At 73.7% G+C, this 26,367-nt stretch carries 32 protein-coding genes and 1 tRNA gene; 19 read left to right on the plus strand and 14 right to left on the minus strand.

The features are described 5' to 3' along the window. Positions 1-115 precede the first annotated feature (115 nt). The gene (locus tag JWR81_RS02015) at positions 116-2,212 is read left to right on the plus strand and encodes an SEC-C domain-containing protein (RefSeq protein WP_297645935.1); all 2,097 of its coding nucleotides are present in this window, start codon (positions 116-118) and stop codon (positions 2,210-2,212) included. A gap of 68 nt (positions 2,213-2,280) precedes the next feature. Next, a complete protein-coding gene (locus JWR81_RS02020; protein WP_297645937.1) occupies positions 2,281-3,471 on the plus strand; it encodes a winged helix DNA-binding domain-containing protein in 1,191 nt (396 codons plus the stop codon). Between the two features lie 116 nt (positions 3,472-3,587). Here the strand turns inward: JWR81_RS02020 and JWR81_RS02025 are convergent, their stop codons facing one another. Then, on the minus strand, positions 3,588-5,600 hold the full coding sequence (locus tag JWR81_RS02025) for an ATP-dependent DNA helicase (RefSeq protein WP_297645939.1): 2,013 nt from the start codon (positions 5,598-5,600) through the stop codon (positions 3,588-3,590). Between the two features lie 119 nt (positions 5,601-5,719). On the opposite strand from JWR81_RS02025, the gene JWR81_RS02030 reads away from it, so the two are divergent. After that, complete coding sequence (locus tag JWR81_RS02030; RefSeq protein ID WP_297645941.1) at positions 5,720-6,598, plus strand: thioesterase family protein; 879 nt, start codon at positions 5,720-5,722, stop codon at positions 6,596-6,598. Positions 6,599-6,726: 128 nt separating this feature from the next. Here the strand turns inward: JWR81_RS02030 and JWR81_RS02035 are convergent, their stop codons facing one another. After that, positions 6,727-7,278 carry an isochorismatase family protein gene (locus JWR81_RS02035; RefSeq protein WP_297645996.1) on the minus strand — a complete coding sequence of 184 codons (552 nt, stop codon included), beginning with the start codon at positions 7,276-7,278 and terminating at the stop codon, positions 6,727-6,729. A gap of 34 nt (positions 7,279-7,312) precedes the next feature. Beyond that, positions 7,313-8,608: a nicotinate phosphoribosyltransferase gene (locus JWR81_RS02040; protein WP_297645943.1), complete on the minus strand. Its 1,296-nt coding sequence runs from the start codon at positions 8,606-8,608 to the stop codon at positions 7,313-7,315. A 57-nt stretch (positions 8,609-8,665) separates the two neighbouring features. On the opposite strand from JWR81_RS02040, the gene clpS reads away from it, so the two are divergent. From clpS to JWR81_RS02090, 10 genes are all read left to right on the plus strand, one after another. After that, positions 8,666-8,965, plus strand: coding sequence for an ATP-dependent Clp protease adapter ClpS (clpS, locus tag JWR81_RS02045; protein ID WP_297645945.1), 300 nt, complete (start codon positions 8,666-8,668; stop codon positions 8,963-8,965). Next, positions 8,962-9,510 carry a DUF2017 domain-containing protein gene (locus JWR81_RS02050; protein WP_297645946.1) on the plus strand — a complete coding sequence of 183 codons (549 nt, stop codon included), beginning with the start codon at positions 8,962-8,964 and terminating at the stop codon, positions 9,508-9,510. The genes clpS and JWR81_RS02050 overlap by 4 nt, the downstream gene beginning before the upstream one ends. 120 nt (positions 9,511-9,630) lie before the next feature. Further along, positions 9,631-10,101 carry a M67 family metallopeptidase gene (locus tag JWR81_RS02055; protein WP_297645948.1) on the plus strand — a complete coding sequence of 157 codons (471 nt, stop codon included), beginning with the start codon at positions 9,631-9,633 and terminating at the stop codon, positions 10,099-10,101. Positions 10,102-10,149: 48 nt separating this feature from the next. Next, positions 10,150-10,422, plus strand: a complete 273-nt coding sequence (locus tag JWR81_RS02060) for a MoaD/ThiS family protein (protein ID WP_297645950.1) — start codon at positions 10,150-10,152, stop codon at positions 10,420-10,422. Positions 10,423-10,427: 5 nt separating this feature from the next. Further along, on the plus strand, positions 10,428-11,378 hold the full coding sequence (locus tag JWR81_RS02065) for a PLP-dependent cysteine synthase family protein (RefSeq protein ID WP_297645952.1): 951 nt from the start codon (positions 10,428-10,430) through the stop codon (positions 11,376-11,378). 125 nt (positions 11,379-11,503) lie between these two features. Beyond that, positions 11,504-12,130, plus strand: a complete 627-nt coding sequence (locus JWR81_RS02070; RefSeq protein WP_297645954.1) for a rhomboid family intramembrane serine protease — start codon at positions 11,504-11,506, stop codon at positions 12,128-12,130. Positions 12,131-12,217: 87 nt separating this feature from the next. Then, positions 12,218-13,084: a glutamate racemase gene (gene murI / locus JWR81_RS02075; protein WP_297645956.1), complete on the plus strand. Its 867-nt coding sequence runs from the start codon at positions 12,218-12,220 to the stop codon at positions 13,082-13,084. A gap of 10 nt (positions 13,085-13,094) precedes the next feature. Next, on the plus strand, positions 13,095-13,478 hold the full coding sequence (locus JWR81_RS02080; RefSeq protein WP_297645958.1) for a hypothetical protein: 384 nt from the start codon (positions 13,095-13,097) through the stop codon (positions 13,476-13,478). Next, entirely contained in the window at positions 13,471-13,887 is a 417-nt protein-coding gene (locus JWR81_RS02085; RefSeq protein WP_297645960.1) for a hypothetical protein, read from the plus strand. Before JWR81_RS02080 ends, JWR81_RS02085 begins: the two co-directional genes overlap by 8 nt. A 9-nt stretch (positions 13,888-13,896) precedes the next feature. Next, positions 13,897-14,670, plus strand: coding sequence for an MBL fold metallo-hydrolase (locus JWR81_RS02090; RefSeq protein WP_297645962.1), 774 nt, complete (start codon positions 13,897-13,899; stop codon positions 14,668-14,670). 171 nt (positions 14,671-14,841) lie between these two features. Here the strand turns inward: JWR81_RS02090 and JWR81_RS02095 are convergent, their stop codons facing one another. Further along, positions 14,842-15,345, minus strand: a complete 504-nt coding sequence (locus tag JWR81_RS02095) for a DUF2231 domain-containing protein (protein ID WP_297645963.1) — start codon at positions 15,343-15,345, stop codon at positions 14,842-14,844. A 69-nt stretch (positions 15,346-15,414) separates the two neighbouring features. On the opposite strand from JWR81_RS02095, the gene rph reads away from it, so the two are divergent. Together rph and rdgB are read left to right on the plus strand one after the other, a co-directional pair. Beyond that, positions 15,415-16,182: a ribonuclease PH gene (gene rph, locus JWR81_RS02100; RefSeq protein WP_297645968.1), complete on the plus strand. Its 768-nt coding sequence runs from the start codon at positions 15,415-15,417 to the stop codon at positions 16,180-16,182. Beyond that, a complete protein-coding gene (gene rdgB, locus JWR81_RS02105; RefSeq protein ID WP_297645970.1) occupies positions 16,179-16,784 on the plus strand; it encodes an RdgB/HAM1 family non-canonical purine NTP pyrophosphatase in 606 nt (201 codons plus the stop codon). The genes rph and rdgB overlap by 4 nt, the downstream gene beginning before the upstream one ends. 63 nt (positions 16,785-16,847) lie before the next feature. On the opposite strand, the gene JWR81_RS02110 is transcribed toward rdgB, so the two are convergent. Further along, on the minus strand, positions 16,848-17,264 hold the full coding sequence (locus tag JWR81_RS02110) for a carboxymuconolactone decarboxylase family protein (protein ID WP_297645972.1): 417 nt from the start codon (positions 17,262-17,264) through the stop codon (positions 16,848-16,850). Between the two features lie 97 nt (positions 17,265-17,361). Here JWR81_RS02110 and JWR81_RS02115 point away from each other — a divergent pair, with 97 nt between their 5' ends. Beyond that, positions 17,362-18,090 carry a TVP38/TMEM64 family protein gene (locus JWR81_RS02115; protein ID WP_297645974.1) on the plus strand — a complete coding sequence of 243 codons (729 nt, stop codon included), beginning with the start codon at positions 17,362-17,364 and terminating at the stop codon, positions 18,088-18,090. A gap of 33 nt (positions 18,091-18,123) precedes the next feature. Here JWR81_RS02115 and JWR81_RS02120 read toward each other — a convergent pair. After that, positions 18,124-18,200: transfer RNA gene (locus JWR81_RS02120), tRNA-Leu, on the minus strand. 138 nt (positions 18,201-18,338) lie between these two features. Beyond that, a complete protein-coding gene (gene bcp / locus JWR81_RS02125) occupies positions 18,339-18,806 on the minus strand; it encodes a thioredoxin-dependent thiol peroxidase (RefSeq protein WP_297645980.1) in 468 nt (155 codons plus the stop codon). Between the two features lie 138 nt (positions 18,807-18,944). Here bcp and JWR81_RS02130 point away from each other — a divergent pair, with 138 nt between their 5' ends. After that, positions 18,945-19,166 carry a DUF3618 domain-containing protein gene (locus JWR81_RS02130; RefSeq protein WP_297645982.1) on the plus strand — a complete coding sequence of 74 codons (222 nt, stop codon included), beginning with the start codon at positions 18,945-18,947 and terminating at the stop codon, positions 19,164-19,166. Positions 19,167-19,269: 103 nt separating this feature from the next. On the opposite strand, the gene JWR81_RS02135 is transcribed toward JWR81_RS02130, so the two are convergent. The 4 genes from JWR81_RS02135 to JWR81_RS02150 form a co-directional block, all read right to left on the minus strand. Further along, the gene (locus JWR81_RS02135; protein ID WP_297645983.1) at positions 19,270-20,460 is read right to left on the minus strand and encodes an FAD-dependent oxidoreductase; all 1,191 of its coding nucleotides are present in this window, start codon (positions 20,458-20,460) and stop codon (positions 19,270-19,272) included. 21 nt (positions 20,461-20,481) lie between these two features. After that, positions 20,482-21,261, minus strand: a complete 780-nt coding sequence (locus JWR81_RS02140) for a SigB/SigF/SigG family RNA polymerase sigma factor (protein ID WP_297645985.1) — start codon at positions 21,259-21,261, stop codon at positions 20,482-20,484. Then, the gene (locus JWR81_RS02145; RefSeq protein ID WP_297645987.1) at positions 21,258-21,698 is read right to left on the minus strand and encodes an ATP-binding protein; all 441 of its coding nucleotides are present in this window, start codon (positions 21,696-21,698) and stop codon (positions 21,258-21,260) included. The genes JWR81_RS02140 and JWR81_RS02145 overlap by 4 nt, the downstream gene beginning before the upstream one ends. 85 nt (positions 21,699-21,783) lie before the next feature. Then, positions 21,784-22,188, minus strand: a complete 405-nt coding sequence (locus JWR81_RS02150) for an STAS domain-containing protein (protein WP_297645988.1) — start codon at positions 22,186-22,188, stop codon at positions 21,784-21,786. A 224-nt stretch (positions 22,189-22,412) separates the two neighbouring features. On the opposite strand from JWR81_RS02150, the gene JWR81_RS02155 reads away from it, so the two are divergent. Beyond that, positions 22,413-22,634: a hypothetical protein gene (locus tag JWR81_RS02155; RefSeq protein ID WP_297645989.1), complete on the plus strand. Its 222-nt coding sequence runs from the start codon at positions 22,413-22,415 to the stop codon at positions 22,632-22,634. Positions 22,635-22,777: 143 nt separating this feature from the next. Next, complete coding sequence (locus JWR81_RS02160; protein ID WP_297645991.1) at positions 22,778-23,383, plus strand: hypothetical protein; 606 nt, start codon at positions 22,778-22,780, stop codon at positions 23,381-23,383. Positions 23,384-23,416: 33 nt separating this feature from the next. Here JWR81_RS02160 and JWR81_RS02165 read toward each other — a convergent pair whose 3' ends face one another. From JWR81_RS02165 to selB, 3 genes are all read right to left on the minus strand, one after another. Continuing rightward, on the minus strand, positions 23,417-23,710 hold the full coding sequence (locus JWR81_RS02165; protein WP_297645993.1) for a WhiB family transcriptional regulator: 294 nt from the start codon (positions 23,708-23,710) through the stop codon (positions 23,417-23,419). A gap of 249 nt (positions 23,711-23,959) precedes the next feature. Next, positions 23,960-24,367 (minus strand): STAS domain-containing protein, encoded by a 408-nt coding sequence (locus JWR81_RS02170; RefSeq protein ID WP_297645994.1) that lies wholly within the window; start codon positions 24,365-24,367, stop codon positions 23,960-23,962. Between the two features lie 38 nt (positions 24,368-24,405). Then, a complete protein-coding gene (selB, locus tag JWR81_RS02175) occupies positions 24,406-26,214 on the minus strand; it encodes a selenocysteine-specific translation elongation factor (RefSeq protein WP_297645995.1) in 1,809 nt (602 codons plus the stop codon). Positions 26,215-26,367 lie beyond the last annotated feature (153 nt).

Here is a 26,367-nt window from a genome sequence, read left to right on the forward strand (position 1 = left end):
CGACGTGCTGCGCCGGGCCACGGACCGCGTGGAGTGCGACCCGCGCCGGGCGCGCCGGCAGGCCTGGACGGGGTACGCGAACCACCGCTGACCGGCGCGACCTACTCTGCCGCTCATGACGCCCGACGCGATCCGGCAGGCCTATCGGGATGTCGTGCGCGACGAGGTCGCGGTCGCGTTCGACCGGTTGCGCGAGCTCGTCGTGGCCCGGCTCGGCGGCGATGTCCCGGCCGACCTCGACACGGTCGAGGACGCGGTGCTGGACGATCCGGAGTCACCGCTGGCGATAGCGCATCCCGACGTCGTCGTGCACGTCCCCGCCCTCACGGCCGGCATCGTGCTGACCCATCGGCTCTCGGCGGCCGAGCACGTCGAGGGCTACCTCGACCTCGACACCGACCTGGCCGGTTTCCTCCGCGTCGCCGCGCTGCGCGTGCCGGAGGGGTCACTGGAGACCGAGGGCGGGGGGCCGGAGCCGCTCGCGTGGGGCGGCCCGGCCGGCTGGCTCGCCGACCTCCCGCTCGACGCCCTGCTCGCCGTGCGGGTCTCGGCCGCCGGGGACGTCGACGTCTCCGTCCTGGACGAGGAGCCGGTCGCCCCGCCCGGCCTCGTGGAGACGCTGCGTTCGGTCTACGACGCCGAGGTGGCCGAGCCGCAGCTGCCGGTCACCGCGGAGGCCCTCGTCATCGGGCTGCTGCTGCGCGACCGGGAGGCGTTCGCCCGTCCCGTGCCCCCGTTCACCGAGCTCGCCGCCGCGGCGGGTCTGGAACAGCGTGACGATGAGTTCGCCCACGACGAGTCGATCTGGGCCATCGCGGAGGAGGCCGACCGGCAGTTCCGGATGATGCACCGGCTGGCCACTCCCGAGGACGGGCTGGCCGCGGCGGAAGCCCTCGAGATCCTCAGCGGCGAGGTCACCGCGCCCGCGGCGCTGCGGCGGGCGCTGGACCTGCTGGGCTCACCCGAGGTGCTGGTGGTCGTCGTCGACGAGCTGCTCGAGGAGCTCCCCGCTGAGTGGGGCCGCGAGGCCGCCGAGTACGACAGGGAACGCGTCGCCGAGCTGGTCGCTCTGGCGGACCGACTGGTCGCCGCCGCCGGGCGGTCGCCGCGCGCGGCCGTGGCGGAGTGGGTCGCGACGGTCGCCGCCGAACGCGACGGCCGGGTGCTCGACGCCGAGTCGCACCTGCGCGCGGCCGCCCAGGCGGGCGGTGGGTGGGAGCTGGTCGAGGACCGGCTGGCGGCGTACGAGTCCGACCGCGGGGATGCCGCCGCGGCACTGGGCCGGTGGCGGTCGATCGAGGCGACCGAGGACGATCCCGACGTCGTCGCCGTGCGGCCGTTCGCGAGGGCCGCGGGTCCCGAGCCCGGCCGCAACGAGCCGTGCTGGTGTGGCTCGGGGCGCAAGTACAAGCAGTGCCACCTCGGCAGGCCTGCCGCCGCGCCGTTGGCCGAGCGCGTCGGCTGGCTGCACCGCAAGGCCGTCGGGTACCTGGAACGACGCGGCGGGGAGGCCACGGACCTCCTGGAGCTGCACGCCGAGGCGCTCGGCACCGACGGGGCTTTCGACGACCCTCTCGTGGCCGACACGGTGCTGCACGAGAGCGGTTGGTTCGCCCGCTTCCTCGCCGACCGCGGACCGCTGCTTCCCGTCGACGAGGTGGAGCTCGGCACGTCGTGGCTCACGGTCGACCGCGGTGTCTACGAGGTGGTCGACGCCGAGCACGTGCGCGACGTCCGCACCGGTGAGCAGCTCCCCACCGCGGGCCCGACCGCCGCGATGGGCGAGCGGGTCTGCGCGCGGGCGCTGCCGGACGGCACGGGGCGCCGGGTGCTCGTCGCCGTGGCCGCGGTGGAGCGCGAGCTGGAGGAGGAGCTGCTGGCGGTGCTGGAGGAGCGCGACGGGCTGGAGCTCCTGGACCTGCTGGCCGTCGACGAGCCCGAGCCTCGTGCGGTGCTGCACACGGAGCGGGCCCGGGCGACGCCCGCGGCCGTGTCACCGGTCGTGCGGCAGCTGCAGGAGCGTCGCGAGCAGCGCTGGTGCGACGACCCGGCACCCGCCCTCGACGGGCTCACCCCGCGGCAGGCGGCCACCGACCCGTCCCGCCGCGAGGCGCTGCTCGCCGCGATCGCCGCCGTCCCGCCGGACGACCCGGTGACGGGCCGGCTCGGCCTGCGCCCCGACCGGCTTCGGGAGCTGCTCGGCCTCGGATGATCGGCGCTGGGTGATCGGCGCTGGGTGATCGGCCGGGGTCTGTCGGGGGTCGCTGGCATGCTCACCGCATGGCCCTCCGACGCATCGACGCCGCCGAGCGACGCGTCCGCCTGGCCGTCCGGCACCGGCACGTGGCCGCCGCCCGCACCGACGACGTCGAGGCGATCACCGACGGCCTGGTGGCGCTGCACTCCACCGACCCCGTCACGGTCTATCTCTCGACGGCCGCGCGCATGGCTCACCCGGGCCTGGCCGCGCTCGACGAGGCCCTCTACGGCCGGCGCTCGCTACTGCGCCACCACGCCATGCGCCGCACGCTGTGGATCGTCGGGCACGACAACGCCCGGCTGGTGCACCACGGGGCCACGCTCGCCGTCGCGCGCACGGAGCGGCGCAAGGTGCTCGGGATGCTCGAGGCGGGTGGCATCACCGATCCCGACCCGTGGCTGAAGGCGGCCGCCGCCGACGTCACGGCCCTGCTCGCGGAGGCGGGCCCGCTCACGGCCCGCGAGGTGGGCGCCCGCCTGCCCGCGCTGGCCGTCAAGGTGCCGGTGGGGAGCGGGCCGTACGCCACCACGCAGGCGGCGCACTCCCGCGTGCTGCTGCACCTGGGGTTCGAGGGTCAGGTCCTGCGCGCCCGTCCGACCGGCACGTGGATCAACGGGCAATACCGCTGGGCCGCGGCCGGGGGGTGGTTCCCCGCGGGCTTCGGGGAGCTCGACACCCGAGAGGCCGCCGCCGGGCTGGCCCGCCGCTGGCTGGCGGCGTTCGGGCCCGGCACCCGCACCGATCTGCAGTGGTGGGCGGGCTGGACGGTGGCCACCACCAGCACCGCACTGGCCGACGTCGGCGCCGTGGAGGTCGAGCTGGCCGCTGACGACGGCGCAGTGGGCACCGGCTACGTCCTGCCCGACGACGTCGACGCCCCCGATCCCGCTCCGCCCTCGGCCGCCCTGCTGCCGGGCCTCGACCCGTCGACGATGGGGTGGAAGGAGCGCGGCTTCCACCTCGACCCCGCCGACGTCCCACTGCTGTTCGACCGCAACGGCAACGGCGGCCCCACCGCGTGGGTCGACGGGCGCATCGTCGGCGGCTGGCACCACCGCGCCGACGGCCGAGTGGCCCTGCACCTCACCGCCGACGTCGGCGCGCAGGCCCGCGCGGCGCTGGAGGAGCGGGCCGCGATGATCGAGCAGCTGCTGGGGGAGGTGCGTTTCACGGTGCGCTTCCCCTCGCCCCTCCTGGCCACCTTGGCCTAGGTTCGCCGCGCGGTCGCGTCGCGCTGCGGGTGCTCCAGCAGGTCCGCACGGGTGGTCGGCTGCCGCGCAACCCGACGCAGGTGCCCGTCCGTGTCAGGTTGCGGGGCCGGCGATCGTCACGCTCCGCGGAGCCGGCGCAGGGCCGCGTGCACCTTCTCGCGGTCGTCCGTGGGCCAGAACGGCGGCAGGCTCGCCCTCAGGAACCCGCCGTAGCGGGCTGTGGCCAGCCGTGGGTCGAGGATCGCCACCACGCCGCGGTCGTCCATACCGCGCAGCAGCCGCCCGGCGCCCTGGGCGAGCAGCAGGGCCGCGTGCGTGGCCGACACCGACAGGAAGCCGTTGCCCCCGCGGGCGTCGGTGGCGCGCTGCCGCGCCGCGACCAGCGGGTCGTCCGGGCGCGGGAACGGGATGCGGTCGATGATCACGCACGACAGCGACGGCCCGGGCACGTCCACGCCCTGCCACAGCGACAGCGTGCCGAACAGCGACGTGGGCTCGTCCTCGGCGAACTTCTTGACCAGCTGCATCGTGGAGTCGTCGCCCTGGCACAGCAGCGGCGTCTCCAGCCGGCCACGCAACGCCTCGGTGGCCTGCTTGGCCGCCCGCATCGACGAGAACAGCCCCAGCGTGCGCCCGCCCGCGGCCTCCACGAGCCCGGCGATCTCGTCGAGGTAGGCGGGCGGGAGCCCGTCGCGACCGGGAGGGGGCAGGCGCTTGGCGACGTAGAGGATGCCGCTGCGGGCGTGGGCGAACGGCGAGCCGACATCCATGCCCGACCACTTCGGGGCGTCCGGGTCGGGTATCGGGTCCGTGCTCCCGGTGGACGCGGCAGGGGGCAGTCCCCACTGCCGCGCCAGCGCGTCGAAGTTGCCGCCCAGGGCGAGCGTGGCGGAGGTGAGCACCACGGTGGACCGGCCGAACAACCGCTCCCGCAGCAGCCCGCCCACCCACAGCGGGGCGGCGCGCAGCACCTTGTGGCGCATCCCGTCCGGGCCCTGCTCGCCGAGCCAGACGACGTCGCGGCGCTTGGCCGGATCGGGCTCCTCGAACGCCCCGAGCAGGCGGGTGGCCGTGTCGAGCACCTCGTCCAGGGAGGCCTGCGCGACCTTGCGCCCCGAGGCGGCGTCCGGGTCCTCACGGCGCTCGGACCCCAGGGCGGTGCGGCACGCGCCTGCGGCGTTGACGATCGCGGACAACGCACCCGACGGCGCCTGCGGGAGGGAGTCCCAACGGCCGGGCGCGAGGTCCTCCAGCACCATGCCGAGGCCCTCTCCCGCCTCGGCGAGCCGGTCGGCGACCGCCTGGTCGACGAGCTTGCCCAGCCGGCGGGCGGTGGTGCCGACCATCGCGGAGGTCAGCTCGGCGGTGGCCACACCCGTGACGCGGTCGACCAGCTCGTGGGCCTCGTCCACCACCACGACGTCGTGCTCGGGCAGCACCGGACGCCCCTCGAGGGCGTCGATGGCGAGCAGCGCGTGGTTGGTGACGACGATGTCGGCGCGGCCCGCCTCGGCCTTGGCCTTCTCCGCGAAGCAGTCCTCGCCGACCGGGCACTTCGAGAGGCCCAGGCACTCGCGCGCGGTGACCGAGACCTGCCGCCACGTGGCATCGGTGACGCCGGGCACCAGCTCGTCGCGGTCGCCCTTGTCGGTGGTGTCGGCCCACTCGTGCAGCCGCTTGACGGCCCGGCCCATGGCGGAGATGGCGAAGGGGTCGAAGAGCTGGTCCTCCTCGTCGTCACCGCCGTCGCCGTGCAGCTTGTTGAGGCACAGGTAGTTGCGCCTGCCCTTGAGGATCGCGAACGTGGGCGTGCGGCCGAGCAGCGGCTTGAGCGCCTTGGCCAGCCGGGGGAGGTCGCGGTCGACGAGCTGGCGCTGCAGCGCGATGGTGGCCGTGGAGATCACGACCGTGGAGTTCTTCGCGACGGCGTGGTGGATGGCGGGCACGAGATAGGCCAGCGACTTGCCGGTGCCGGTGCCGGCCTGCACGGCCACGTGCTCGCCGCTGCTGATGGCCTTGCGGACCGCCTGGGCCATGGCGTCCTGGCCCTCGCGGCGCTGCCCGCCGACGGCGGTGACCGCGGCCTCCAGCAGTTCCGCGACGCCGGGGAGCTCGGTCGCGGTGGGCACGATGGGCAGGTTACCCGGGCTCGTCGGAGCGCCGTGGGCGAACACGCGAAGGCCGCCGCGCTGTGACGTCGGGGTGTGCGTGCGGCATCACAGAAGGGTGACCTGACATCATCGACCATGTGACGTCCACCCAGCTGCGACTCGAGCCGTCGTCCTTCCCCGTGCTGATCGAGCACACCGCCCGCTACAGCGACCTCGACCCGAGTCGCCGCATCGGCCGCGATGCGCTCGTCCGCTGGTTCGAGGACGCCCGCGTCGCCGTTGAGCTCGACACCCTCGGCGCGGAGCTCACCACGCGCGTCCGGGCCCGGATCCGGCTGCTGCTGGCGTCGGTCCGCGTCGACGTGCTGGCGCCGCTGCGCGTGGCCGGGAGGTACCGCATCGGCCTCGGGGTCACCCGCATCGGCACCTCCTCGTTCACCTACAGCTACGCGGTCTTCGCGGGCGACGAGTGTGTCGCCACCGGCGAGTCGGTCAGCGTGCACGTCACCGACGACGGGCCGACGGCGCTGCCCGACACGGTCCGCGAGGCGCTCTCCACCCTGCGCATCGACGGCCCGGGGTCCGAGCGCATCGACCGCGGACCGTCGCGCCTGGTGCGCGAGGCGTACCCGTTCCGGCTCGACATCCGCACCCGCTTCAGCGACATCGACACCAACCGCCACGTGAACAACGTGGCGCTCGCCGGCTGGTACCTCGACGCCCTCGCCGAGCTGCACCTCGACGTGCTCGGCTACCCCACGGGCGGCCCGCTCGACGGCCTCTCGCCCAGCTCGCTGCAGGTGGAGTACCTCGACGAGGTGCACTACCCCGGCATCTACCAGCTGCGCGTGGGCGTGCTGGGCACCGACGAGACCACGGTCCGCTACGCGTGCGGCCTGTTCGACGGCCCGCGCTGCATCGGGCTGGCCGAGGCCGTGGGCGCGCACTCCGACCCCGACAGCACCGAGGGCGATCTGGCCGCCGGCCTCAGCGCCTTCGCGATGCGCAAGGTCTGACCCACCCCGTCGCGCGGCAGCCCCACCGACGGCCCGCACTCCGCGGTCAAGGCGCTGACGTCGCGCTCCGTGCTCGAACAGCGACACCGGCGCCTTGATCACCGCGGCGGTCGCGGTCGTGGCGGTGCTCAGGCGACCGTGATTCCGGCGGCCCGCATCTCCGCGATCGCCGCCTCCGTCGTGCCCGGGGCGACGCCCGCGCAGAGGTCCAGCAGCACGGTGGTGGGGAAGCCCGCGGCCGCCGAGTCGAGTGCCGTGGCGCGCACGCAGTGGTCGGTGGCGATGCCCACCACGTCCACGGCCGTCACGCCGCGCTCGGCGAGCCAGTCCCGCAGTGCCGCGCCGCCCGGCTCGGCGCCCTCGAAGCCCGAGTACGCGGCCGCGTGCACGCCCTTGTCGAACACGGCCTCGATGCCGGCCACGTCCAGGTCCGGGTGGAACGAGGCGCCCGGCGTGTGCGCGCGGCAGTGCGGAGGCCAGGACTCGCGGAAGTCCGGGGTGTCGGAGAAGTGGGCCCCCGGGTCCACGTGGTGATCGCGGGTTGCCACCACGTGGTCGTACCCGGACGTCCGGATCCGCACCGAGACGCCGGCCGCCACCGCGGCCCCGCCCGCGACGGCCAGCGAGCCGCCCTCGCAGAAGTCGTTCTGTACGTCGACGACGATCAGCGCTCTCACGATGCCGCCTCCGCGGGGGGACGTGCGTCGGCGGGCATCAGGAGAACACCGTCGGGATCGCGGGCTCGCCGCGCGAGAGCTTGAGGCCCTCCCACGGCACGGACACGAGTGCGGCACGCAGGCGGTCGCGCGACTGATCGAGGTTCTCGACGTCGGCCACCAGCTCGCCGTCGCGGATCAGCGGCACGGGCAGCGTCCGGTCGTGCGCGCCGATCTCCGGCGCGGACGCCGCCGCGTGCACGACCTCCTCGACGGCCGTGCCCGTGGGCTTGTAGCGGCGCACCGCCGACTTCCGGCCGCCACGCGACTCCTTGGCCGCGCTGCGCTTGACCACCGGGCGCCCGTCCACCTCGACGAGCTTGTAGACCATGCCCGCCGTCGGCGCCCCCGATCCCGTGACGACCGACGTGCCCACGCCGTAGGAGTCGACGGGCTCGGCGCGCAGGGCTGCGATGGCGTACTCGTCGAGGTCGCCGGAGAGCACGATCTTCGTACGGGTGTTGCCCAGCCGGTCGAGCTGCTCACGGGCCTGGCGGGCCATCTCGCCGAGGTCGCCGGAGTCGATCCGGATGAAGCCCAGCTCCGGGCCGGCCGCCTCGACGGCGAGCTCGATGCCGCGGTGGATGTCGTAGGTGTCCACGAGCAGCGTGGTGTCGGTGCCGTGTGCCTTGACCTGGCTCGCGAACGCGGACAGCTCGTCGTCGTGCAGCAGCACCCAGGCGTGCGCGGCCGTGCCCGCCGTCGGGATGCCGTGCCGGCGCTGCGCCTCCAGGTTGGACGTGGACGCGAAGCCCGCGAGGTAGGCGGCCCGGGCGGCGGCCACCCCGGCGGCCTCGTGGGTGCGCCGCGAGCCCATCTCGATCAGCGGACGGCTCGCGGCCGCGGTGACCATCCGCGCGGCGGCCGAGGCGATGGCGCTGTCGTGGTTGAGGATCGACAGCGCGAGGGTCTCGAGCATCACCGCGTCGGCGAACGTGCCGCGGACCGTCAGGATCGGCGACCCGGGGAAGTACAGCTCGCCCTCCGGGTAGCCGTCGACGTCGCCGGTGAAGCGGTAGTCGGCGAGCCATTCCAGCGTGCTGCGGTCGACGATGCCGTCCAGCGCGGCCAGCTCCTCGGAGCCGAACCGGAACCGGCTGATCGACTCCAGCAGCCGCCCGGTGCCGGCGACGACGCCGTAGCGCCGCCCCTCGGGCAGCCGCCGGGCGAACACCTCGAACACGCAGGAGCGCTGCGCGGTGCCGTCGGCCACTGCGGCCGCCACCATCGTCAGCTCGTACCGGTCGGTCAGCAGCGCGGTGCTGACACCCGCCGTGGACGGACTACCGCTCATGGACGGAGAGCCTATGTGCCGTGTGCACGGGATGGACGGAGTGTCACCATGGAGACCATGGCCGCGCCGATTCCCACCCCCACCCGTCAGGTGGACCCGGTCGTCGTCGAGGACGCCGCGTCCGACTCCCCGTGGCAGGCGGTGGTCTGGAACGACCCCGTCAACCTCATGTCGTACGTCACGTATGTGCTGCAGAAGCTGTTCGGCTACCCGGAGCCCAAGGCCACGGCGCTGATGATGGACGTGCACCTCAAGGGCAAGGCCGCGGTGTCGGCGGGCGACAAGGACAAGATCGAGGGTGACGTGGCGAAGCTCCACGCGGCAGGGCTGTGGGCCACGATGCAGAAGAGCTCATGAACGGCTGGAAGAAGTCCGGGCGCGGCCAGAAGGTGCGGCTCGTGGCCACCTTCGAGGCGCAGGAGGCCGAGGTGCTGCGCGGGCTGGTGGGGGAGGTCCGGCAGATGCTGGCCGGTCGCACCGCCGACAACCCCGCCGACGAGCTGGCCGTGCTCACCGGCATCCGCACCGGCCCGTCCACCCGCCCGGACGACCGCGTGCTCGCCCGCCTGCTGCCCGACTTCACCACCGAGGACGCCGACCTCGCCGCCGGCCTGCGCTCGTTGCACGAGCCCGAGCTGATCGAGGCCAAGGACGCCGCCGCCGCGCTGGTGCTGGACACGCTGTCCGAGACCGGTGGGCGCGTGGAGCTCGTGCCCGAGCAGGGTGACGTCTGGCTCGCCGCGCTCAACGACGTCCGGCTGGCGCTGGGCACCGCCCTCGACGTCAGCGAGGACATGCCCGAGGAGCTGGCGCCGGACGACCCGCGCGCATCCCACCTCGGCGTCTACCACTGGCTGACGTTCGTGCAGGACGGGCTGGTCCAGGCGCGCATGAAGGTGTGAGCGACTCACCATCGACACGGCAGCCGCGGCTCGCGCGGCCGACGGGCTCCGGCGAGGAGGACGTGTGAGTCGCGTCCGCTGGTGTGCGGACCTCCGCTGTGGGCCCGTACCCTGGCGGACGTGCTGGTGATCCGAGCTGATCTCGTCGAGGAGATCGTGGCGCACGCGCGACGGGACCATCCCGACGAGGCGTGCGGCGTGATCGCGGGCCCGGAGGGCTCCGACCGTCCCGAGCGGTTCATCCCCATGCTCAACGCGGCGCGCTCGCCCACGTTCTACGAGTTCGACTCGGGCGACCTGCTGCGCCTCTACCGCGACATGGACTCCCGTGACGAGGTGCCGGTGGTGATCTACCACTCGCACACCGCCACCGACGCCTACCCGTCGCGCACGGACATCTCCTACGCCTCCGAGCCCGAGGCGCACTACGTGCTGGTCTCGACGCGTGATGACGCCGCGCCGAACACCACCGGCCACGACCTCCGATCGTTCCGGATCGTGGACGGTGTGGTCACCGAGGAAGAAGTCGAGGTCGTGGAGACTTACATGTTCGCGCACAACGGTGCGGACGTCGTCCCGGACAAGGACTGACGTCTCCGCCCCGTCCACCTGTCACACACGACCTGGAGTTGTAGAGAAGTGGCCGTCACCGTCTCCATCCCCACCATCCTCCGCACGCACACCGGCGGCGAGAAGTCCGTCGAGGCGAAGGGCAGCACCGTCGCCGAGGTGATCGACGACCTCGAGGCCAACCACAGCGGCATCGCGGGCCGCCTGGTCAACGACGGCAAGCTGCACCGCTTCGTGAACATCTACGTCGACGACGAGGACGTTCGTTTCGCCGGTGGCCTCGAGGCGCCCGTGGGTGAGAACTCGACCGTCACCATCCTTCCCGCGGTCGCCGGCGGCTGATCGCGGTGGCCCGGTACGACTCCCTTCTCCAGGCGGTCGGCGACACGCCGATGGTCGGGCTGCCCTCGTTCTCGCCCGCGCCCGGGGTGCGGCTGTGGGCGAAGCTCGAGGACCGCAACCCCACCGGCTCGATCAAGGACCGCCCGGCGCTGGCCATGATCGAGAAGGCGGAGGCCGACGGGCTCCTGAAGCCGGGCGCCACGGTGCTGGAGCCCACATCGGGCAACACCGGCATCTCGCTGGCGATGGCGTGCAAGCTCAAGGGCTACACGCTCATCTGTGTGATGCCGGAGAACACCTCGCAGGAGCGGCGGCAGCTGCTCACCATGTACGGCGCGCAGATCATCTCCTCACCCGCCGCGGGCGGGTCGAACCAGGCCGTCGCCATGGCGAAGCAGCTGGCCGCGGAGAACCCGGACTGGGTGATGCTCTACCAGTACGGCAACCCCGCCAACGCCGACGCGCACTACCGCACCACCGGCCCCGAGATCCTGCGGGACATGCCCACGATCACGCACTTCGTGGCGGGGCTGGGCACCACGGGCACGCTCGTGGGCACCGGCCGGTTCCTGCGCGAGCACAAGCCCGACGTGCAGATCGTGGCCGCCGAGCCGCGCTACGGCGAGCTCGTCTACGGCCTGCGCAACCTCGACGAGGGCTTCGTCCCGGAACTCTACGACCCCGAGGTGCTCACCGCCCGCTACTCCGTGGGCTCCCACGACGCGCTGCGCCGCACGCGCCAGCTCGTCGACCAGGAGGGCATCTTCGCGGGCATCTCCACCGGCGGCATCCTCCACGCGGCGCTCGCCGTGGCGGAGAAGGCCGCGGGGGCGGGCGACACGGCCGACATCGTGCTCGTCGTCTGCGACGGCGGCTGGAAGTACCTCTCCACGGGCGCCTACAGCGGCACGCTCGACGAGGCCGCCGAGGGCATCGACGGCCACCTCTGGGCCTGATCCCCGCCGCGTGATGCCCGCCGCATGATCACCGCCGGCGCAACCTGACGCAGGTCGGAACCCGTCGGGGGTCGCGCGGCGACGATCATGGCAGGTCGGGCGCCGATCCGCGTACGCTCGATCGCATGGTCGCTCCTGCGCCGCTGCCTCGCCGGTCGATCGCTCGCGTCCTGCCGCCCTCGCCGGTGGGCGCCGCGATCGTGATGCTCGCGTTCACCGCACTGCTGTACGTGGTCGAGGCAGTGGACCAGATCACGGGCAACGGGCTGAACGACGACGGCATCTTCTCCCGCAAGCTCGACGGGCTCGCCGGCATCATCTGGGCGCCGCTGCTGCACGGGAGCTGGCCGCACCTGCTGTCCAACACGGTGCCCTTCCTCGTGTTCGGCTTCCTCGCCATGGCTGGCGGCATCCGGCAGTGGGTGGCCGTGACGGCGCTGATCTGGGTGATCAGCGGCCTCGGGGTGTGGCTGGTCGGGCCGCCGGACACGTCCACCATCGGGGCGTCCGGAGTGATCTTCGGCTGGCTCGTGTTCCTGCTCGCCCGCGGCTTCTTCGCCCGCAGCGCCCGGCAGATCGGGCTCGCGATAGTGCTCGTGCTGATCTGGGGGAGCGTCCTGTTCGGCATCCTGCCGGGCCAGCCGGGCATCTCCTGGCAGGCGCACCTGTTCGGGGCACTGGGCGGCCTGCTCGCGGCGTCGGTCGCGGCCCGGGCCGACCGCGGGAACCGTCCCGCCGCGCTGGGCGTCTAGGCCGAGCTCCGCGGATCTCGTTCGATGAGACCCTGGGCCCGGCTATCGCGAACGGAGAGCCGCAGGACGTGGCCTAGTCTCGGGGGCATGGGTCCGGACGCGCCGATCGGCATCTTCGACTCGGGTATGGGCGGTCTGACGGTCGCCCGCGCGATCATCGACCAGCTCCCGGCCGAGCAGGTGCTGTACGCCGGCGACACGGCCCACGGCCCGTACGGCCCGCTCGCCATCGCCGACATACGTCGCCACGCTCTCGCGCTGGGCGACGCGCTGGTCGACCGCGGCGTCAAGGCGCTGGTCATCGCCTGCAACACCGCCTCCGCCGCCTGCCTCGCCGACGCGCGCGAGCGCTACCCCGTGCCCGTCGTCGAGGTGGTGCTGCCCGCCGTGCGACGGGCCGTGGCGGTCACCCACACGGGCCGGATCGGAGTGATCGGCACGAAGGCGACCATCGCCTCGGGCGCCTACACCGACTCGTTCGCCGCCGCCCGCGACCTCGAGGTCACCGCCGTGGCGTGCCCGCGCTTCGTCGACTTCGTCGAGCGCGGCATGACCAGCGGCCGCCAGATCCTCGGGCTGGCACAGAGCTACCTGGAGCCGCTGCAGCGCGCCCGGGTCGACACCGTGGTGCTCGGCTGCACGCACTACCCGCTGCTCGCGGGTCTGCTGCAGATCGTCATGGGGCCCGACGTCACGCTCGTCTCCAGCGCCGAGGAGACCGCCAAGGACCTCGTGCGGGTGCTCATGGCCCGGGACCTCGCCCGCGATCCCGACGACCCGCCGCACGCGCCCCACGAGTTCCTCGCCACCGGCGATCCCGAGCCCTTCCGCCGCCTGGGCCGCCGCTTCCTGGGCCCCGAGATCGGCACGGTCGCAGCCCTCGACACCGCGCTCGACACTCCCGTCGACACCGCCCTCGACGCGGCCGGATCGGCGTCGACGGGGCTCCGGTAGCGTTCCCGTCGTGATCGTCGCGCTCGAGGTGGTGGTGCTCGTCGCGCTCGGGCTGCTTGCCGTGTTCGGGCTGGTCATCACCATTCTGAACCGCCCGCCGGACCGCACGGCGAAGCTCGCCGTCGGGGTCGCCGTCGCGCTGCTCGTGGTGCAGGCGGCCATCGCCGCCGTACGGGTGTTCACCGGCGTCCAGCTCGCCGAGACCTCGACGTTCCTCATCTACCTCGCCGTGTCGATCGGCGTGCTGCCCATCGCCACGCAGTTCGCCACGGCCACCGACGAGACCACCGGCGACGGCCCCACCCGCTGGGGCGGCACCGTGATCGCCGTCGGCGCGATCGCCACGGCCGTCGCGGTGATCCGCCTGCAGTACCTGTGGGACGCCCGTGTCTGACGCGCAGGGATCCGAGCGGCCGCGCGCCACCTCCTCCGGCCCCGGGCGGGTGCTGATCGCCGTCTACGGCGTGTTCGCGCTGTCGGCCACCGCCCGCGCCGCGGTCCAGATCGCGTCGAAGTTCCACGAGGCCCCGATCGCCTATCTGCTGTCCGCGTTGTCGGGGGTCGTCTACATCCTGGCGACGATCGGGCTCGCGGGGCACCAGCCGTGGTCGCGGAAGCTCGCGTGGTCGGCGGTCGTGATCGAGCTGGTCGGGGTGCTCGCCGTCGGTACGTTCACGGTGCTCGACTCGGGCGAGTTCCCCGACGACACCGTGTGGTCGGTATACGGCCGGGGTTACGGGTTCGTCCCGCTCGTCCTGCCGCTGGTCGGCCTCTGGTGGCTGCGGCGCACCCGTGCGCGTTAGCGTTCGGCCATGAGGCTGATCGTGCTCGGCTGCTCGGGCAGCGGACCCGGCCCGGTGTCACCCGCGTCGGGGTACCTGCTGGAGGCGGGCGACGCGCGGCTCGTCATGGACCTGGGCAACGGCACGCTGGGCGCACTGCTGCGCCACCTCGACCCGTGGACGCTCGACGCCGTGCTGTTCTCGCACCTGCACCCCGACCACTGCTCGGACTTCTCCTCGCTGGCGGTCTTCCGCCGCTACCACCCGCGCCCACCCTACGACGCCACCGCGCACAAGCTGCCGGTGCACGCCCCCGCCGAGGCGCCCACGCGCTTCGCGGCGGCGTACGCGCCGTCGGCGGCCGAGCTGGCCGAGACCGACCTCTCGGACGTGTTCACCTTCCACACGATCTCCGACGGCAGCTCGGCCCAAGTGGCTGGGGCGACCGTGCGTGCCGGGCGCGTCGACCACCCCTGCGACGCGTACGGGCTGCGCGTCGAGGCGGGCGGACGCAGCCTCGTCTACAGCGGCGACACCGGCCCGTGCGACGGGCTGGTCGAGCTGGCGCGCGGTGCGGACGTCCTGCTGTGCGAGGCCACCTGGCCGCACGACGAGGACGCACCTCCCGGGGTGCATCTGTCGGGCCGGCAGGCGGGGGAGCACGCCGCGGCCGCCGGCGTGGGACGGCTGCTGCTCACGCACGTGCCCGCCTGGTTCGACGGCGAGCAGCTTCTGGCGGAGGCCAAGGGGTCGTTCGGCGGGCCCGTGGAGCTCGTCGCCCCCGACGCGGCCTACGAGATCTAGTGCCGCACTGGTGTCCCGCGCCGCACGTCCACCACAGGTCTCGGCGGCCCGGCCCACCGCCGGACGCACCAGCGAAACGCCCGAGTACGCCCGGTGGAGGGCCGTTGCGCCGGCAGGCCCGGCGACGACCTGGATCCACCGCTGTACGCACCGGGCTTCCGGCGCGGGACGTCAGCCGCCCACGCCCTGCCAGACGGCCGTCGCGCCCGCCTCGCCGATCCAGACCACGAGGCCGGCGACCACCAGCCCGAGCAGCGCTGCCAGCACTCCGACCGCGGTGACGACGCGCGCGGGGCTCCGCGTCGTGGTGGTGCCCCCGGCCGGGGCGTCGGTGGGCCGGGCCCGCCGATCGGCGACGATTCCGCCGATCACCGCCACGGCGAGCAGCACCAGGAACGCCACCGCCCACGGCAGCAGCATGTCGGCGCGCCCCTCGTGGATCTCGATCAGCGGGTTCGGGCCGGGCAGCGCGCGCTGCAGCTGCTCGCCGGTCTGCGTCGCGAGGGGCACCGCGGCCACGCCCACGAGCGCGACCAGCAGGACGGGGACGCCGAACGCCCGCCGCCACCGCGGCCGGACCGCGATCAGCACCGCACCGAGGGCGGCCAGCGGCAGGAGCACGACCACGGCGTGGATGACCAGCGGGTGCGCGGGGATCCCGTTGATGGTGAACATTCAACTATCAAACCCGTGAGGTCGTGAGGCCGTCGTGATGGCGCCGCGAACCGTCCTTAAGCTGGGTCCGTGACACAGGCGACCGGTACACGCGCAGACGGCAGGACCGACGACGAACTCCGCCCGGTGACGATCACCCGCGGCTTCCAGAAGCACCCCGCGGGGTCCGTGCTGGTGGAGTTCGGCGACACGAAGGTGCTGTGCGCGGCCAGCGTCAGCGAGGGCGTCCCCCGCTGGCGCAAGGGCTCCGGGCTGGGCTGGCTGACCGCCGAGTACGCGATGCTGCCCTCGGCCACCAACACCCGCAGCGAGCGCGAGTCGGTCAAGGGCCGCGTCGGCGGGCGCACGCATGAGATCAGCCGCCTGATCGGCCGGTCGCTGCGCGCGTGCATCGACCTGCGGGCGTTGGGGGAGAACACCATCGCCCTGGACTGCGACGTCCTGCAGGCCGACGGCGGCACCCGCACCGCGGCCATCACCGGCGCCTACGTGGCGCTGGCCGATGCCGTCACGTGGCTGGGGGCGCACGGGAGGCTGAACGACCCCAAGCCGCTGTCGTGCCAGGTCGCGGCCGTCAGCGTCGGCGTGGTGGACGGCCGGGTGCGCCTCGACCTGCCCTACGAGGAGGACTCCCGCGCCGAGGTGGACACCAACGTCGTCGCCACCGACACGGGCACGCTGATCGAGGTTCAGGGCACCGGCGAGGGCGCCACGTTCAGCCGCCGCACCCTCGACGCGATGCTCGACGTCGCGCTGGCCGGGATCGGGCGCATCGCGCAGATCCAGGCCGAGGCGCTGGCCCTGCCCTACCCGGGTGAGCTGCCGGAGAAGGCATGACTCGCCTGCTCGTGGCCACCCGCAACGCGGGCAAGCTCGTGGAGATGCAGCGGATGCTCGCGGCGTCCGACCTCGGCGGGGTGACGGTGGTGGGTCTCGCTGACGTGCCCGCGTTCCCCGAGGCGCCCGAGGTCGGCGCCACCTTCGCGGAGAACGCGCTGGCCAAGGCCCGGGACGCCGCCGCCGCCACGGGCCTGCCCGCGGTGGCCGACGACTCCGGCCTCGCCGTGGACGCGCTCAACGGCATGCCGGGTGTCCTCTCGGCGCGCTGGTGCGGCCGCCACGGCGACGACCTCGCCAACCTCGAACTGCTGCTGGGCCAGCTCGGCGACGTGCCCGACGAGCGTCGCGGCGCGCGGTTCGTGTGCGCGGCGGCGTTCGTGACCCCGGGCGGTGGCGAGACCGTCGTCCACGGCGAGTGGCCCGGAGTCATCGCCCGCGCGCCTCGCGGCACCAACGGCTTCGGCTACGACCCGATCTTCGTGCCCGAGGGGGAGGAACGTTCCTCCGCGGAGCTCAGCGCCGCGGAGAAGGACGCGGAGTCGCACCGTGGCCGGGCCCTGCGCGCCCTGATCCCGCACCTCACGGCCCTGGGCGCCTGACGCCCCCATCGCCCCGGCGGCCCGAGGACCGGCCCGCCTGCGCCCACGCGCGCGTGGGTGAGGTCAGGCGTGGTCGGGCTCCTCGGCCAGGACGCGCCGGGCCACGCCGAACGCGCTGTTGGCGGCCGGCACCCCGCAGTAGATCGCCGTCTGCATGAGGATCTCGACGATCTCCTCGCGCGTGAGGCCGTTGCGCAGGCCCGCGCGCAGGTGCAGCTCCAGCTCGCCCAGGTGGCCGTGGGCGACGAGCGCGGTGATCGTCACGGCGCTGCGCATCCGGCGGTCGATGCCCGGGCGGGTCCAGATGTGACCCCAGGCATACTTCGTGATCATCTCCTGGAACTCGGCGGTGGTGGCGTCGACGCGGGCGAGCGCGGCGTCGACGTACTCGGGGCCGAGCACCTCGCGGCGGACGGCGAGGCCGTCGGGGTCCAGGTCGAGGTCGGGTGTGTTCGCGGAAGGCTCGGAAGGCTCGGTCACGGGGGATCACGGTAGTCGGGTGGCGGGCGGGTGCACCGGGGATGATCGGCTCACCCTTCGCGTCGGCCGTGACCCGGACGTGGGTACCGTCGGTGCCATGACCCGGTGGCGACCAACGACATGGCGGGCCACGACGTGGTGGCGGGTGGTCGCCGGCACCGTCGTGGTGCTGGCCGCCGTCGTCGCCGTGGTGCTGCTCGTCCGTTCCGGGGGCGTTCACGACGTCCGGCGGGTGGTGGCCTCATCGGGGGCGTGGGCGCCGGTGCTGTTCGTGCTGCTTCAGGCGGTGGTGACGATCACGCCGTTGCCGCGCACGGTGTTCACCGTGGCCGCGGGCGTGCTCTTCGGCTCGATCTCCGGCGTCCTGCTCACGATCCTCGGCACCACCCTGGCGGCGTTGGCCGCGTACTGGCTGGTGCGGTTCGTGGGCGGTGGGTTCGTGGACCGCCATGCCCATCGGCCCGGCGTGGCATGGGTGCGTCGCCGGCTCGACCACAGCGGCCTGCTGGCCGTGGTGTCGCTGCGCCTGATCCCCGCCGTGCCGTTCGCGGTGATGAACTACGCCTCCGGCCTCGCGGGCGTGCGTCTGCTGCCCTACGTCGTGGGCACCGTGCTCGGCGTGCTGCCGGGCACCGTGGCGATCGTGGTGCTCGGCGACGCGGCGACGGGCGGCAGCCCGCACCCCGCCCTGTTCGCCGTGTCGGTGGCCGGTGGCCTGCTGGGCCTGGCCGGGGCGACGTGGGCGGCCAAGCGCGTGCCGGCGGCCGAACCGGAGCTCGCACCCTCCGCGGCAGGGCTGGAATCCGAGCCGGAGACGGCCGCTTAGCTGCTACAGCGCGGAGGGTGGGCCTCCATGGGGTGGTGCCGGCGACGGGAGTCGAACCCGCACTGTCAGGATTCTAAGTCCTGCCTCTCTGCCAGTTGGAGTACGCCGGCCCCTGTTCCTGCCGCACCAGGTGTCCGTCAGCGCGTGGCAGTTGGGGCAGAGGATACGGAGGTTCTCCAACCGGTTGTCGGTGTGGTCGCCGTTGATGGGGTCAGCGCGAGGGGGAGTGGTCGGCCGTGTCCGCAGGGTCAGACCTTGAGGTCCTTGCGCAGCTTCGCCACGTGCCCGGTGGCACGGACGTTGTACTGCGCCTCCTCGATCTTCCCCTCGGCGTCGATGACGAACGTGGAGCGGATGACGCCGGTGACGGTCTTGCCGTACATCTGCTTCTCCCCGAACGCGCCGTAGGCGTTCAGGACCTCCTTCCCGGGGTCCGACAGCAGCGGGAACGTCAGCCCCTCCTTGTCGCGGAACTTCGCGAGCTTGGCGGGCTTGTCGGGCGAGATGCCCAGCACGTCGAGCCCGGCGTCGCCCAGCTCGGCGAGGTTGTCGCGGAAGTCGCAGGCCTGCTTCGTGCAGCCGGGGGTGCTCGCGGCCGGGTAGAAGTAGACGACGACGCGGCGGCCGCGGTAGTCCGCCAGCGAGACGGGCTTCTCGTCGGCGTCGGGGAGCGTGAAGTCGGGGGCCGGGTCGCCGGCCGCGAGTCGGGTGCTCATACCGAGAGATCCTGGCACGCCGGGCGGAGCGAATGCGGAGCACACATCAGCGGCCGCCCCGACGGCCGTGACCGGTGTGATCTACGGTGGCCACCTACATTCACCCCGAGACATTCACCCAGCACGTCAGGAGGCGTAGTGGCGCGCGACCCGGAGACCATCCAGCGCGAGATCGAGAAGACGAGGGAGGCCCTCGCCGACAGCCTCGACGTCCTCAGCGAGCGGGCTAACCCGAAGAAGTTCGTCGATGCGGGCAAGAAGACCATCATGGACAAGCTCAACGAGCCGAAGATCCGCTACGCCCTCATCGCCGTGGGCGCGATCGTCGGCCTCGCGGTGCTGCGCAAGCTCTTCCGCTGAGCGCCTCGTCGCGGGGACCGCCAGGTCCCCGCGACGGAGCTGGTGCGGCGACCACGAAACGTCGATCGGGTCGCTCGCGGGCCCCTGCGGCCCCGCGACGGAGCTAGAGGGAGGCGGCGAACTTCAGCGCCGCCGAGCGATCGGTGTCGCCGCCGACGTGCGCGCGGTAGCGGGCGATCAGCCGTGCCGCGCCGAACCCCGCCACAGCCACCAGCTTCCCGCCCGCGAGGTAGCCGGCCACCGTGCCGCGGATCGTGCCGCCCGTGAGGCCCTCGCCGTGCAGCGGCAGCAGCTCGTCCGCCTCGTCGGGATCGCCGATCAGCTGGATTTTCAGCCCGAACTGGTCGGACCAGAAGTAGGGCACCGCCGCGGGCGGCGGCTCCGCACCCAGGATGTCGCGGGCCGCGGCCGCGGCCTGGTCTCCCGCGCTGGTCCAGTGCTCGCTGCGGTGGCCGTCCCAGGCCGCGACGTCGCCCACGGCCCACACGCCGTCGACCCCGTGGACGCGGCCGGTGGGCCCGCAGGCGAGCCCGTTCGCGACGTCGAGACCCGTGCCGTCGAGCCAGCCCAGGTCCGGTGCCCCGCCGATGCCGACCACGGCCGCGTCGGCCTCGACGATGCTCCCGTCCTCCAGCGACACGGCCACGCGCTCGCCGGCGTCGGCGAACCCGGTGAGCCGGACGCCGGTGCGCAGGTCGACCCCGCCCTCGGTGAGCAGCCGCCCGTTGAGGGCCCCGAGCGCGGGCCCGAGCGCGCGGCTGGACGGGGCGGGCAGCGCCTCCAGCACGGTGACGTCGATGCCGCGTGAGCGCGCGGAGCTGGCCACCTCGGCACCGATGAACCCGCCGCCGACCACGAGCAGCGACCCGATCTTCTCCAGTTCGGTGCGCAGCGCGAGCGCGTCGTCGAGGGTGCGCAGGGTGTGGACGTGCGCGGGCTGGCCGGGGAGGCGCCGTGCGACGAGGCCGGTGGCGATGACGACGGCGTCGCCGTGCAGCGAGGCTCCGTCCGACAGCTCGACCTCGCCCGGGCGCAGCGCGACCGCGCGCAGGCCGAGGTGGACGCGCACGCCCAGGTCCTCGAGCTCGTCGAGCGTCTTCAACCGGGTGCGCTCGGGTTCCCAGTCGCCGGTGAGCACCTGCTTGGACAGCGGCGGCCGGTCGTAGGGCTCGTGGACCTCCGCGCCCACGAGGCTGATCCGGCCCTGGTACCCCGCGGACCTCAGCTGCTCGGCGGTGCGCAGGCCACCCAGGCCCGCTCCGATCACCAGGACGTGCTCAGGTTGTCCGCTCACGGTCTGAATCCTCGCCGATCTCTAGCTGGACCGTGTGTCGGGGTCCAGCCGGGAGCGCAGCCGGTCCAGGGTCTGGGCCAGCAGCCGGGAGACGTGCATCTGGGAGATGCCGACCTTGTCGGCGATCTGCGTCTGCGTCATGTTGCCGAAGAACCGCAGCAGCACGATGGTGCGCTCGCGCTCCGGCAGCTCGCCGAGAACGGGCCGCAGCGCCTGCTGGAAGTCGACGCGGGTGAGCTCGGCGTCGGCCTCGCCCACCAGCTCGCCGACGGTGGCGCTGCCCTGCTCGGACGACAGCATCTCGTCGAGCGACGAGCTGCGGTACGCCTCCGACGCCTCCAGCCCCTCCAGCACGTCCGAGACGGGGACGCCGAGGTGCGCGGCGATCTCGCTGGGGCGTGGCGCGCGGCCGAGGTCCTGGGACAGGTTCGACACGGCCGTGTTGATCGACACGTGCAGGTCCTTGAGGCGCCGCGGCACGCGCATGGACCAACCCAGGTCGCGGAAGTGCCGGCGCACCTCACCGCTGATGGTGGGCACGGCGAAGGAGAAGAAGTCGGTGCCGCGGTCGGGCGAGTACCGGTCCACCGCGTTGATCAGCCCGACCGTGGCCACCTGCACGAGGTCGTCGAGAGGCTCGCCGCGGTTGTTGAAGCGCCGCGCGATGTGCTGGGCCACGGGCAGGAAGCCGGTGACGAGCTCGTCGCGCAGCGGTTCCCGGCGCGGGTCGTCGGGGTCGAGGGCGGCGAACTCCTCGAGCAGGGGAGTGAGGTGGCCGTACTCGGGATCGGCCTTGGTCACCGCGACGGATCGCCGGCGTGCTTGTCCAGGCGGATGCCCACGGTCGGACCGGCACCGTCGGTGCCGGGGATGCGCAGGGCCTGCACGTCGTCGGCGAGGGTCTGGAGCACCCGCCAGCCGAAGGTGTCGGTGGAGACGGCGGCGTCGGCCTGGCCCGCGTGGACCTCGGCGTGCACCTCGATGCGCTCGGGGCGCACCAGGAACGTGCACCGCAGCGTGGACGACGGCGCGGCGACGTCCACGAGGGTGGCGCACGCCTCGTCCACGGCCATCCGCAGGTCGGATATGGCGTCGAGGTCGAAGTCGGCGCGTGCCGCGAGGTCGGAGGCGACGGCGCGGATCGTGGCGATCAGTGCTGCGCTCGCCGACGTCCGGACCTCCACGATGGACGCCCCTTCGAGCGTCTCGACGGACGGGGGGAAGCCCAGGTCGGACACGCTGTCGCACTCCTTCCGGTGGTTCTCGGAGAATCGTGATCGGTCATCTTGTACCCGCTGGGGTACCCGATCAACCTGGCCACGCTCACGCGCCCGTGGCGAGCGCTCCCTCCACATCTTCGTACATGTCGAAGAGCTGGTCGGACCCGGTCACCTCGAGGGGCCTGCGCACCGCCCGCGCCGCCGCGACCAGCCGCAGCCGCAGGTCGCGGGACGACGCCCGGTGCGCCGCGCGGATGAGCACGGCGAGACCGCTGGACGCGAGGAACGTGACGCCGGTGAGGTCCACCACGATGACCGTGGTGCCGGGCTCGGCGAGCAGCTCACCCGTCGCCTGTTCCAGTGGCGGCGCGGTGAGCGTGTCCACCTCGCCGTGGACGTCGAGCACGGCGATCCCGGGACCGGGCCGGGTGATCCCGGTGCGCAGGGGCGAGGAGCCCGCAGAGGAGAAGGGGGCCGACGAGGAGCCGGCGGATGTGGGTTCGAGCACGGTCGTTCACCTCCGGCAAGGGGCGGATGCGCCGTTCGGAGGGGACCGCCCCGACCGGTGCACCCGACCTGCACATCACGGATCGCGGGCGGCTGGCGTCTCAACCGTGCGCAACACTAGCCGCGGACGCGCGTATCGCGCTGTCGGGAAATCGGCCTCTAGGCCGGTCGGGTGATGGATGCGCCAGGGGCGCCGGAGCCGTCCGGCGCCACGACACCCGCGGGGTGGCGGCGCAACTGCTCCGGGTGCTGAGCGGGGCACCGGCGGCGGTCACGCCGCAGCACAGCCTGCTGCCGGTCGTCCCCGAGGTGAACGGCCTGCAGGACGCCGCGCGCTACCGGGACGGCCTCCGGGACGACGTGGCGCTGCTCGCGGTCCGTCCGGAGGACCGAGACGCCCGTCCGGCGGCGCGTCCGACGTGGACGGCTGAGGCTACCGGCTCGTAGTAGGCCATTCACGGATCACGGGCGGCCGTTGGGCTTGCCGCATGCGCCTGCGCTGGATTTAAGTGGTGCACAACCGGTCTACTCGGTGGCGAAGACCTGAGTCCCCCGGAGCGGGGCCCGGCGCGTCGAAGGAGACGTTCTCGATGGTCGCGGTTCCGGAGCTGCCCGTCTCCGAGCCGGTTGCGATGTCCGCCACCGGTCGCCCCCCTGTCCCTGCCCACCGCCGCCGAGCCGTCGCCGTCGCGACGAGCGCGATGGAGCTCCTCCGGCCCGAGTCCGACCTGGCGCGCCTGCTCGAGAGCTTCGGCGAGGTCGACCTGCTGCTCGCCTGCGACGACCACCCGGTGGAGACGCCCGGACTGGTCTGCGTGCTCGGTCCGAACGGTCTCGAGCCGGACGTCCTGCTCGACGGGGGGTTCGACGACGAGGTGGACGACACGGCGGACGACGTGCACGCCCGGGCGGCCGCGCTCGACCTGCCCGATCTCCAGCTGCACCGGCTGGGTCTGCGGGCCCCGCTGGGGCCGTGGGTCGAGTCCGACGTGCTGGCCGCGATGAGCGAGCTGGTGGGGTTCGATCCCGAACCCGGTGTGTACTGCCTCGCGCCTGCGCTCACGCCCGCGTCGTCGGATCCGGGGCGCACCGCCGTCGCGGGCGCCGCGCAGCGGATAGCGCAGGTCTACGGCATCCCGTTGCTGCGCTACCGCTGCCTGGAACTCTCGGTGGTCGGCGGGGACGACGCCCGCTGAGCGCGGGCATCGTCTGTCCGGAAGGGGAGGTCCTCAGCTCGCGAGCGGGATGCCACGACGCTCGAGAATGACCCGCCGCTCGGCCTCGGCGAGGCCGCCCCAGACGCCGAACGGCTCACGGGTCTGCAACGCGAACTCGCGGCACTGCTCCACGACGGGGCAGCGGCCGCAGACCTCCTTGGCCTGTGCGGTGCGCCGGGCCCGGGACGGGTTGCGCTCGCCGTCCGGGTGGAAGAACACGCCGCTGTCCATGCCGCGGCAGGAGCCGAGCCGCTGCCACTGCCACGCGAAATCCATCGGTCCGGGAAGCCGGGAAACGTCGCTCATCGTCACCTCTTCACTCGTGCCCGGCGCGCCGGGCGATCGAGGTGCTTCTTCCCGGGTGGTTGATCGGCCAAACGCCTCGCCGGGCCGCTCGACCACCCCGGGAACCACCCGCACAGGCCGACCGGGACGGTGCGACGCCCTGGCCCGCGCGATTCCGCAGCTCAGAGCAGCGAGCGTGGCGGCTCCGTGTCCGAGCGGCGATCCGTACGAGCCAGCTGGGTGTGGCCCATGTCACATCTGAAGAGTGACTCAGGTGGCGACGAGGGCCTGGGCGGTTGTGTCGTGGATGTCGAAGAGGGGGACCAGGCCGGCGATGGTCAACGGCCGCAGCACGCGCCGCGCAGTGCAAGCCAGGCGCAGCTCGACTCCGGCGGCGTGGGCCGCCTCGCGCACCTCGATGAGCACCGCGAGGCCGCTCGTACCGAGGAACGTGACGCCGTCCAGGTCGAGCACGACGAGCTCGGTGCCGGCGGCGAACCGGTCGAGCACCGCCGAGCGCAGCTGGGGGGAGGTGACCATGTCGACCTCGCCGCCCACCGCGATCACGGCCTGCTTGTCGGCGGGCGAGCTCACCGAGATCGTGATCTGGTCGTCGGCCTGGCCGCCGCGGGGCACGGGCGGCGGCTCGAAGGCGGGGTTCTCTCGCGTCTCGGACATCGCCGCCACCGTAGAGCCCGGTGACCCGCCATGCCACTTCAGGCGATCCGGTGGCCGCCGTCGGGGGTCCGCGCGGTGCGCCCGGTGCGCGCCAGCAGCTCCAGGAGGGGCACGGCCACGCGGCGCGACGTGCCCAGCGCCTGCCGGGCGGTGCTGAGCGTGAACTCGGGCCCCAGACCCGCGAGGACGTCCAGGGCGCGGTCGTCGGCACCGGCCAGCAGCACCACGCCGTCCGCGACGCGGAGCAGCTCGCCCGCCTTCACCAGTGACGCCAGCTGACGCGGACCCAGCCCGAGCTCGGCCAGCCGCGCGGCGTCGGGAGCGGCGAACGGATCGCGCTCCAGGTCGGCACGCAGGGCGTCCATCGCGGCGCGGACGGGCGCGGGCAGCCCCGCCGCGGCCGAGTGCAGGACGCGACCGTCGCGCAGCACGAGGCCCGGGTTCGCGCCCGTGCGGTCGGCGTGCCGGAGCAGGGCGTCGACCAGGCGGGCCTCGGGCAGGCCGACCGCCCGGCGGGCGGCTTCGACGGGCAGCCCGGGATCGAGCGGGTCGGCGGCGTCGTGGGCGGCCACGGCGGCGGCCAGGTCGGCGACGAGCGCCGTCGCCCGCTGCGGGTCGACGAGCCAGCCCGCGGCGGCCGGGGCGACGGCGACGGGGCCGAGGTCGGCGACCCCCATCGCCACGAGGTCCGCGCGCCGGACGATGCCGCGGCGGGCCAGTTCGTCCACTGCGGACGGCAGTCCGTCGACGCCGGCGAGGATCTCGGCCCGGCGCGCGGCCGCCCCGCGGCGGGTCAGCGCGGGCGGACGGACGTCGAGGACGGTGAGGCCGGCGCTCACCTGTCGCCGTCCGGGGTCGCGCAGCACCGCGCGGTCGCCGATCCGGAACGGGACGGGGTGCCGCAGCCGGAGGCGGACCGTGTCGGCGCCCAGCGGCCGAACGCGGGCGCTCACGGCGGCGGCGCCCACGTGGAGGCTCAGCTCGGCGGGCAGGTCGGCGGGGTCCGGGGCGGTCCCGCGCGGCCCGTGCAGCCGGACGTCCACGACGTCGGTGGTGAGCCAGGCCCCGGGGCTCAGCAGGACGTCGCCCCGCGACACCGCCTCCAGGGGCACCCCGCGGAGGTTGACCGCCACCCGCGACACCCCGCGGGCCTCCTGCACGGTCCTGCCGAGGCTCTGGAGCGCCCGCACGCCGACGGGGCGGGTGCCGTCGGGGGTGACGAGCTCCAGCTCGTCGTCGACTCGCAGGCGGCCCGCTCCGAGCGTGCCCGTGACGACCGTGCCGGCCCCGCGGATGGTGAACGCGCGGTCGACCCACAGCCGGACGTCGGCGCCGGTGTCCGGGTCGGGCAGTGCGGCGGTGAGGTCACCGAGGGCGGCGCGCAGCTCGTCCATCCCGGCACCCGTCGTCGCCGAGACGCTCACGGCGGGCACGCCCTCGAGCGGGGTGTCCGCGAGGTGGTCCCGGGAGTCGGAGAGCGCGAGCTCGGGCTCCATGAGGTCGCTGCGGGTGATCACCAGCAGGCCGTGGTGCACCCCGAGCGCGGCGAGCGCGTCCAGGTGCTCGCCCGACTGCGGCATCCAGCCCTCGTCCGCGGCGACGACGAGCAGTACGGCGGGCACCGGCCCGACCCCGGCCAGCATCGTCGTGACGAACCGCTCGTGCCCCGGCACGTCGACGAACGCGACGCTCCCGCCCGGGTCGAGGGTGGTCCAGGCGAAGCCCAGGTCGATCGTCATGCCGCGGCGGCGCTCCTCGGCCCACCGGTCGGGTTCCATCCCGGTCAGGGCCCGGACGAGCGTCGACTTGCCGTGGTCGACGTGCCCGGCGGTGGCCAGGACGTGCATCAGCCCCGCCACCCCCGTGCGCGGATGAGGGTCCTGCCGTGTCTACCGCGCACGACCCGCTCCGGCCGCCAGGACCGCCGCCGCCAGCTGATCGTCGCTCTGGGGGGCCACGGCGCGCAGGTCGAGCAGGCAGCGGCCGCGCTCGACGCGGCC

The organism is Pseudonocardia sp. (genome assembly GCF_025965585.1).
GTDB lineage: Bacteria > Actinomycetota > Actinomycetes > Mycobacteriales > Pseudonocardiaceae > Pseudonocardia.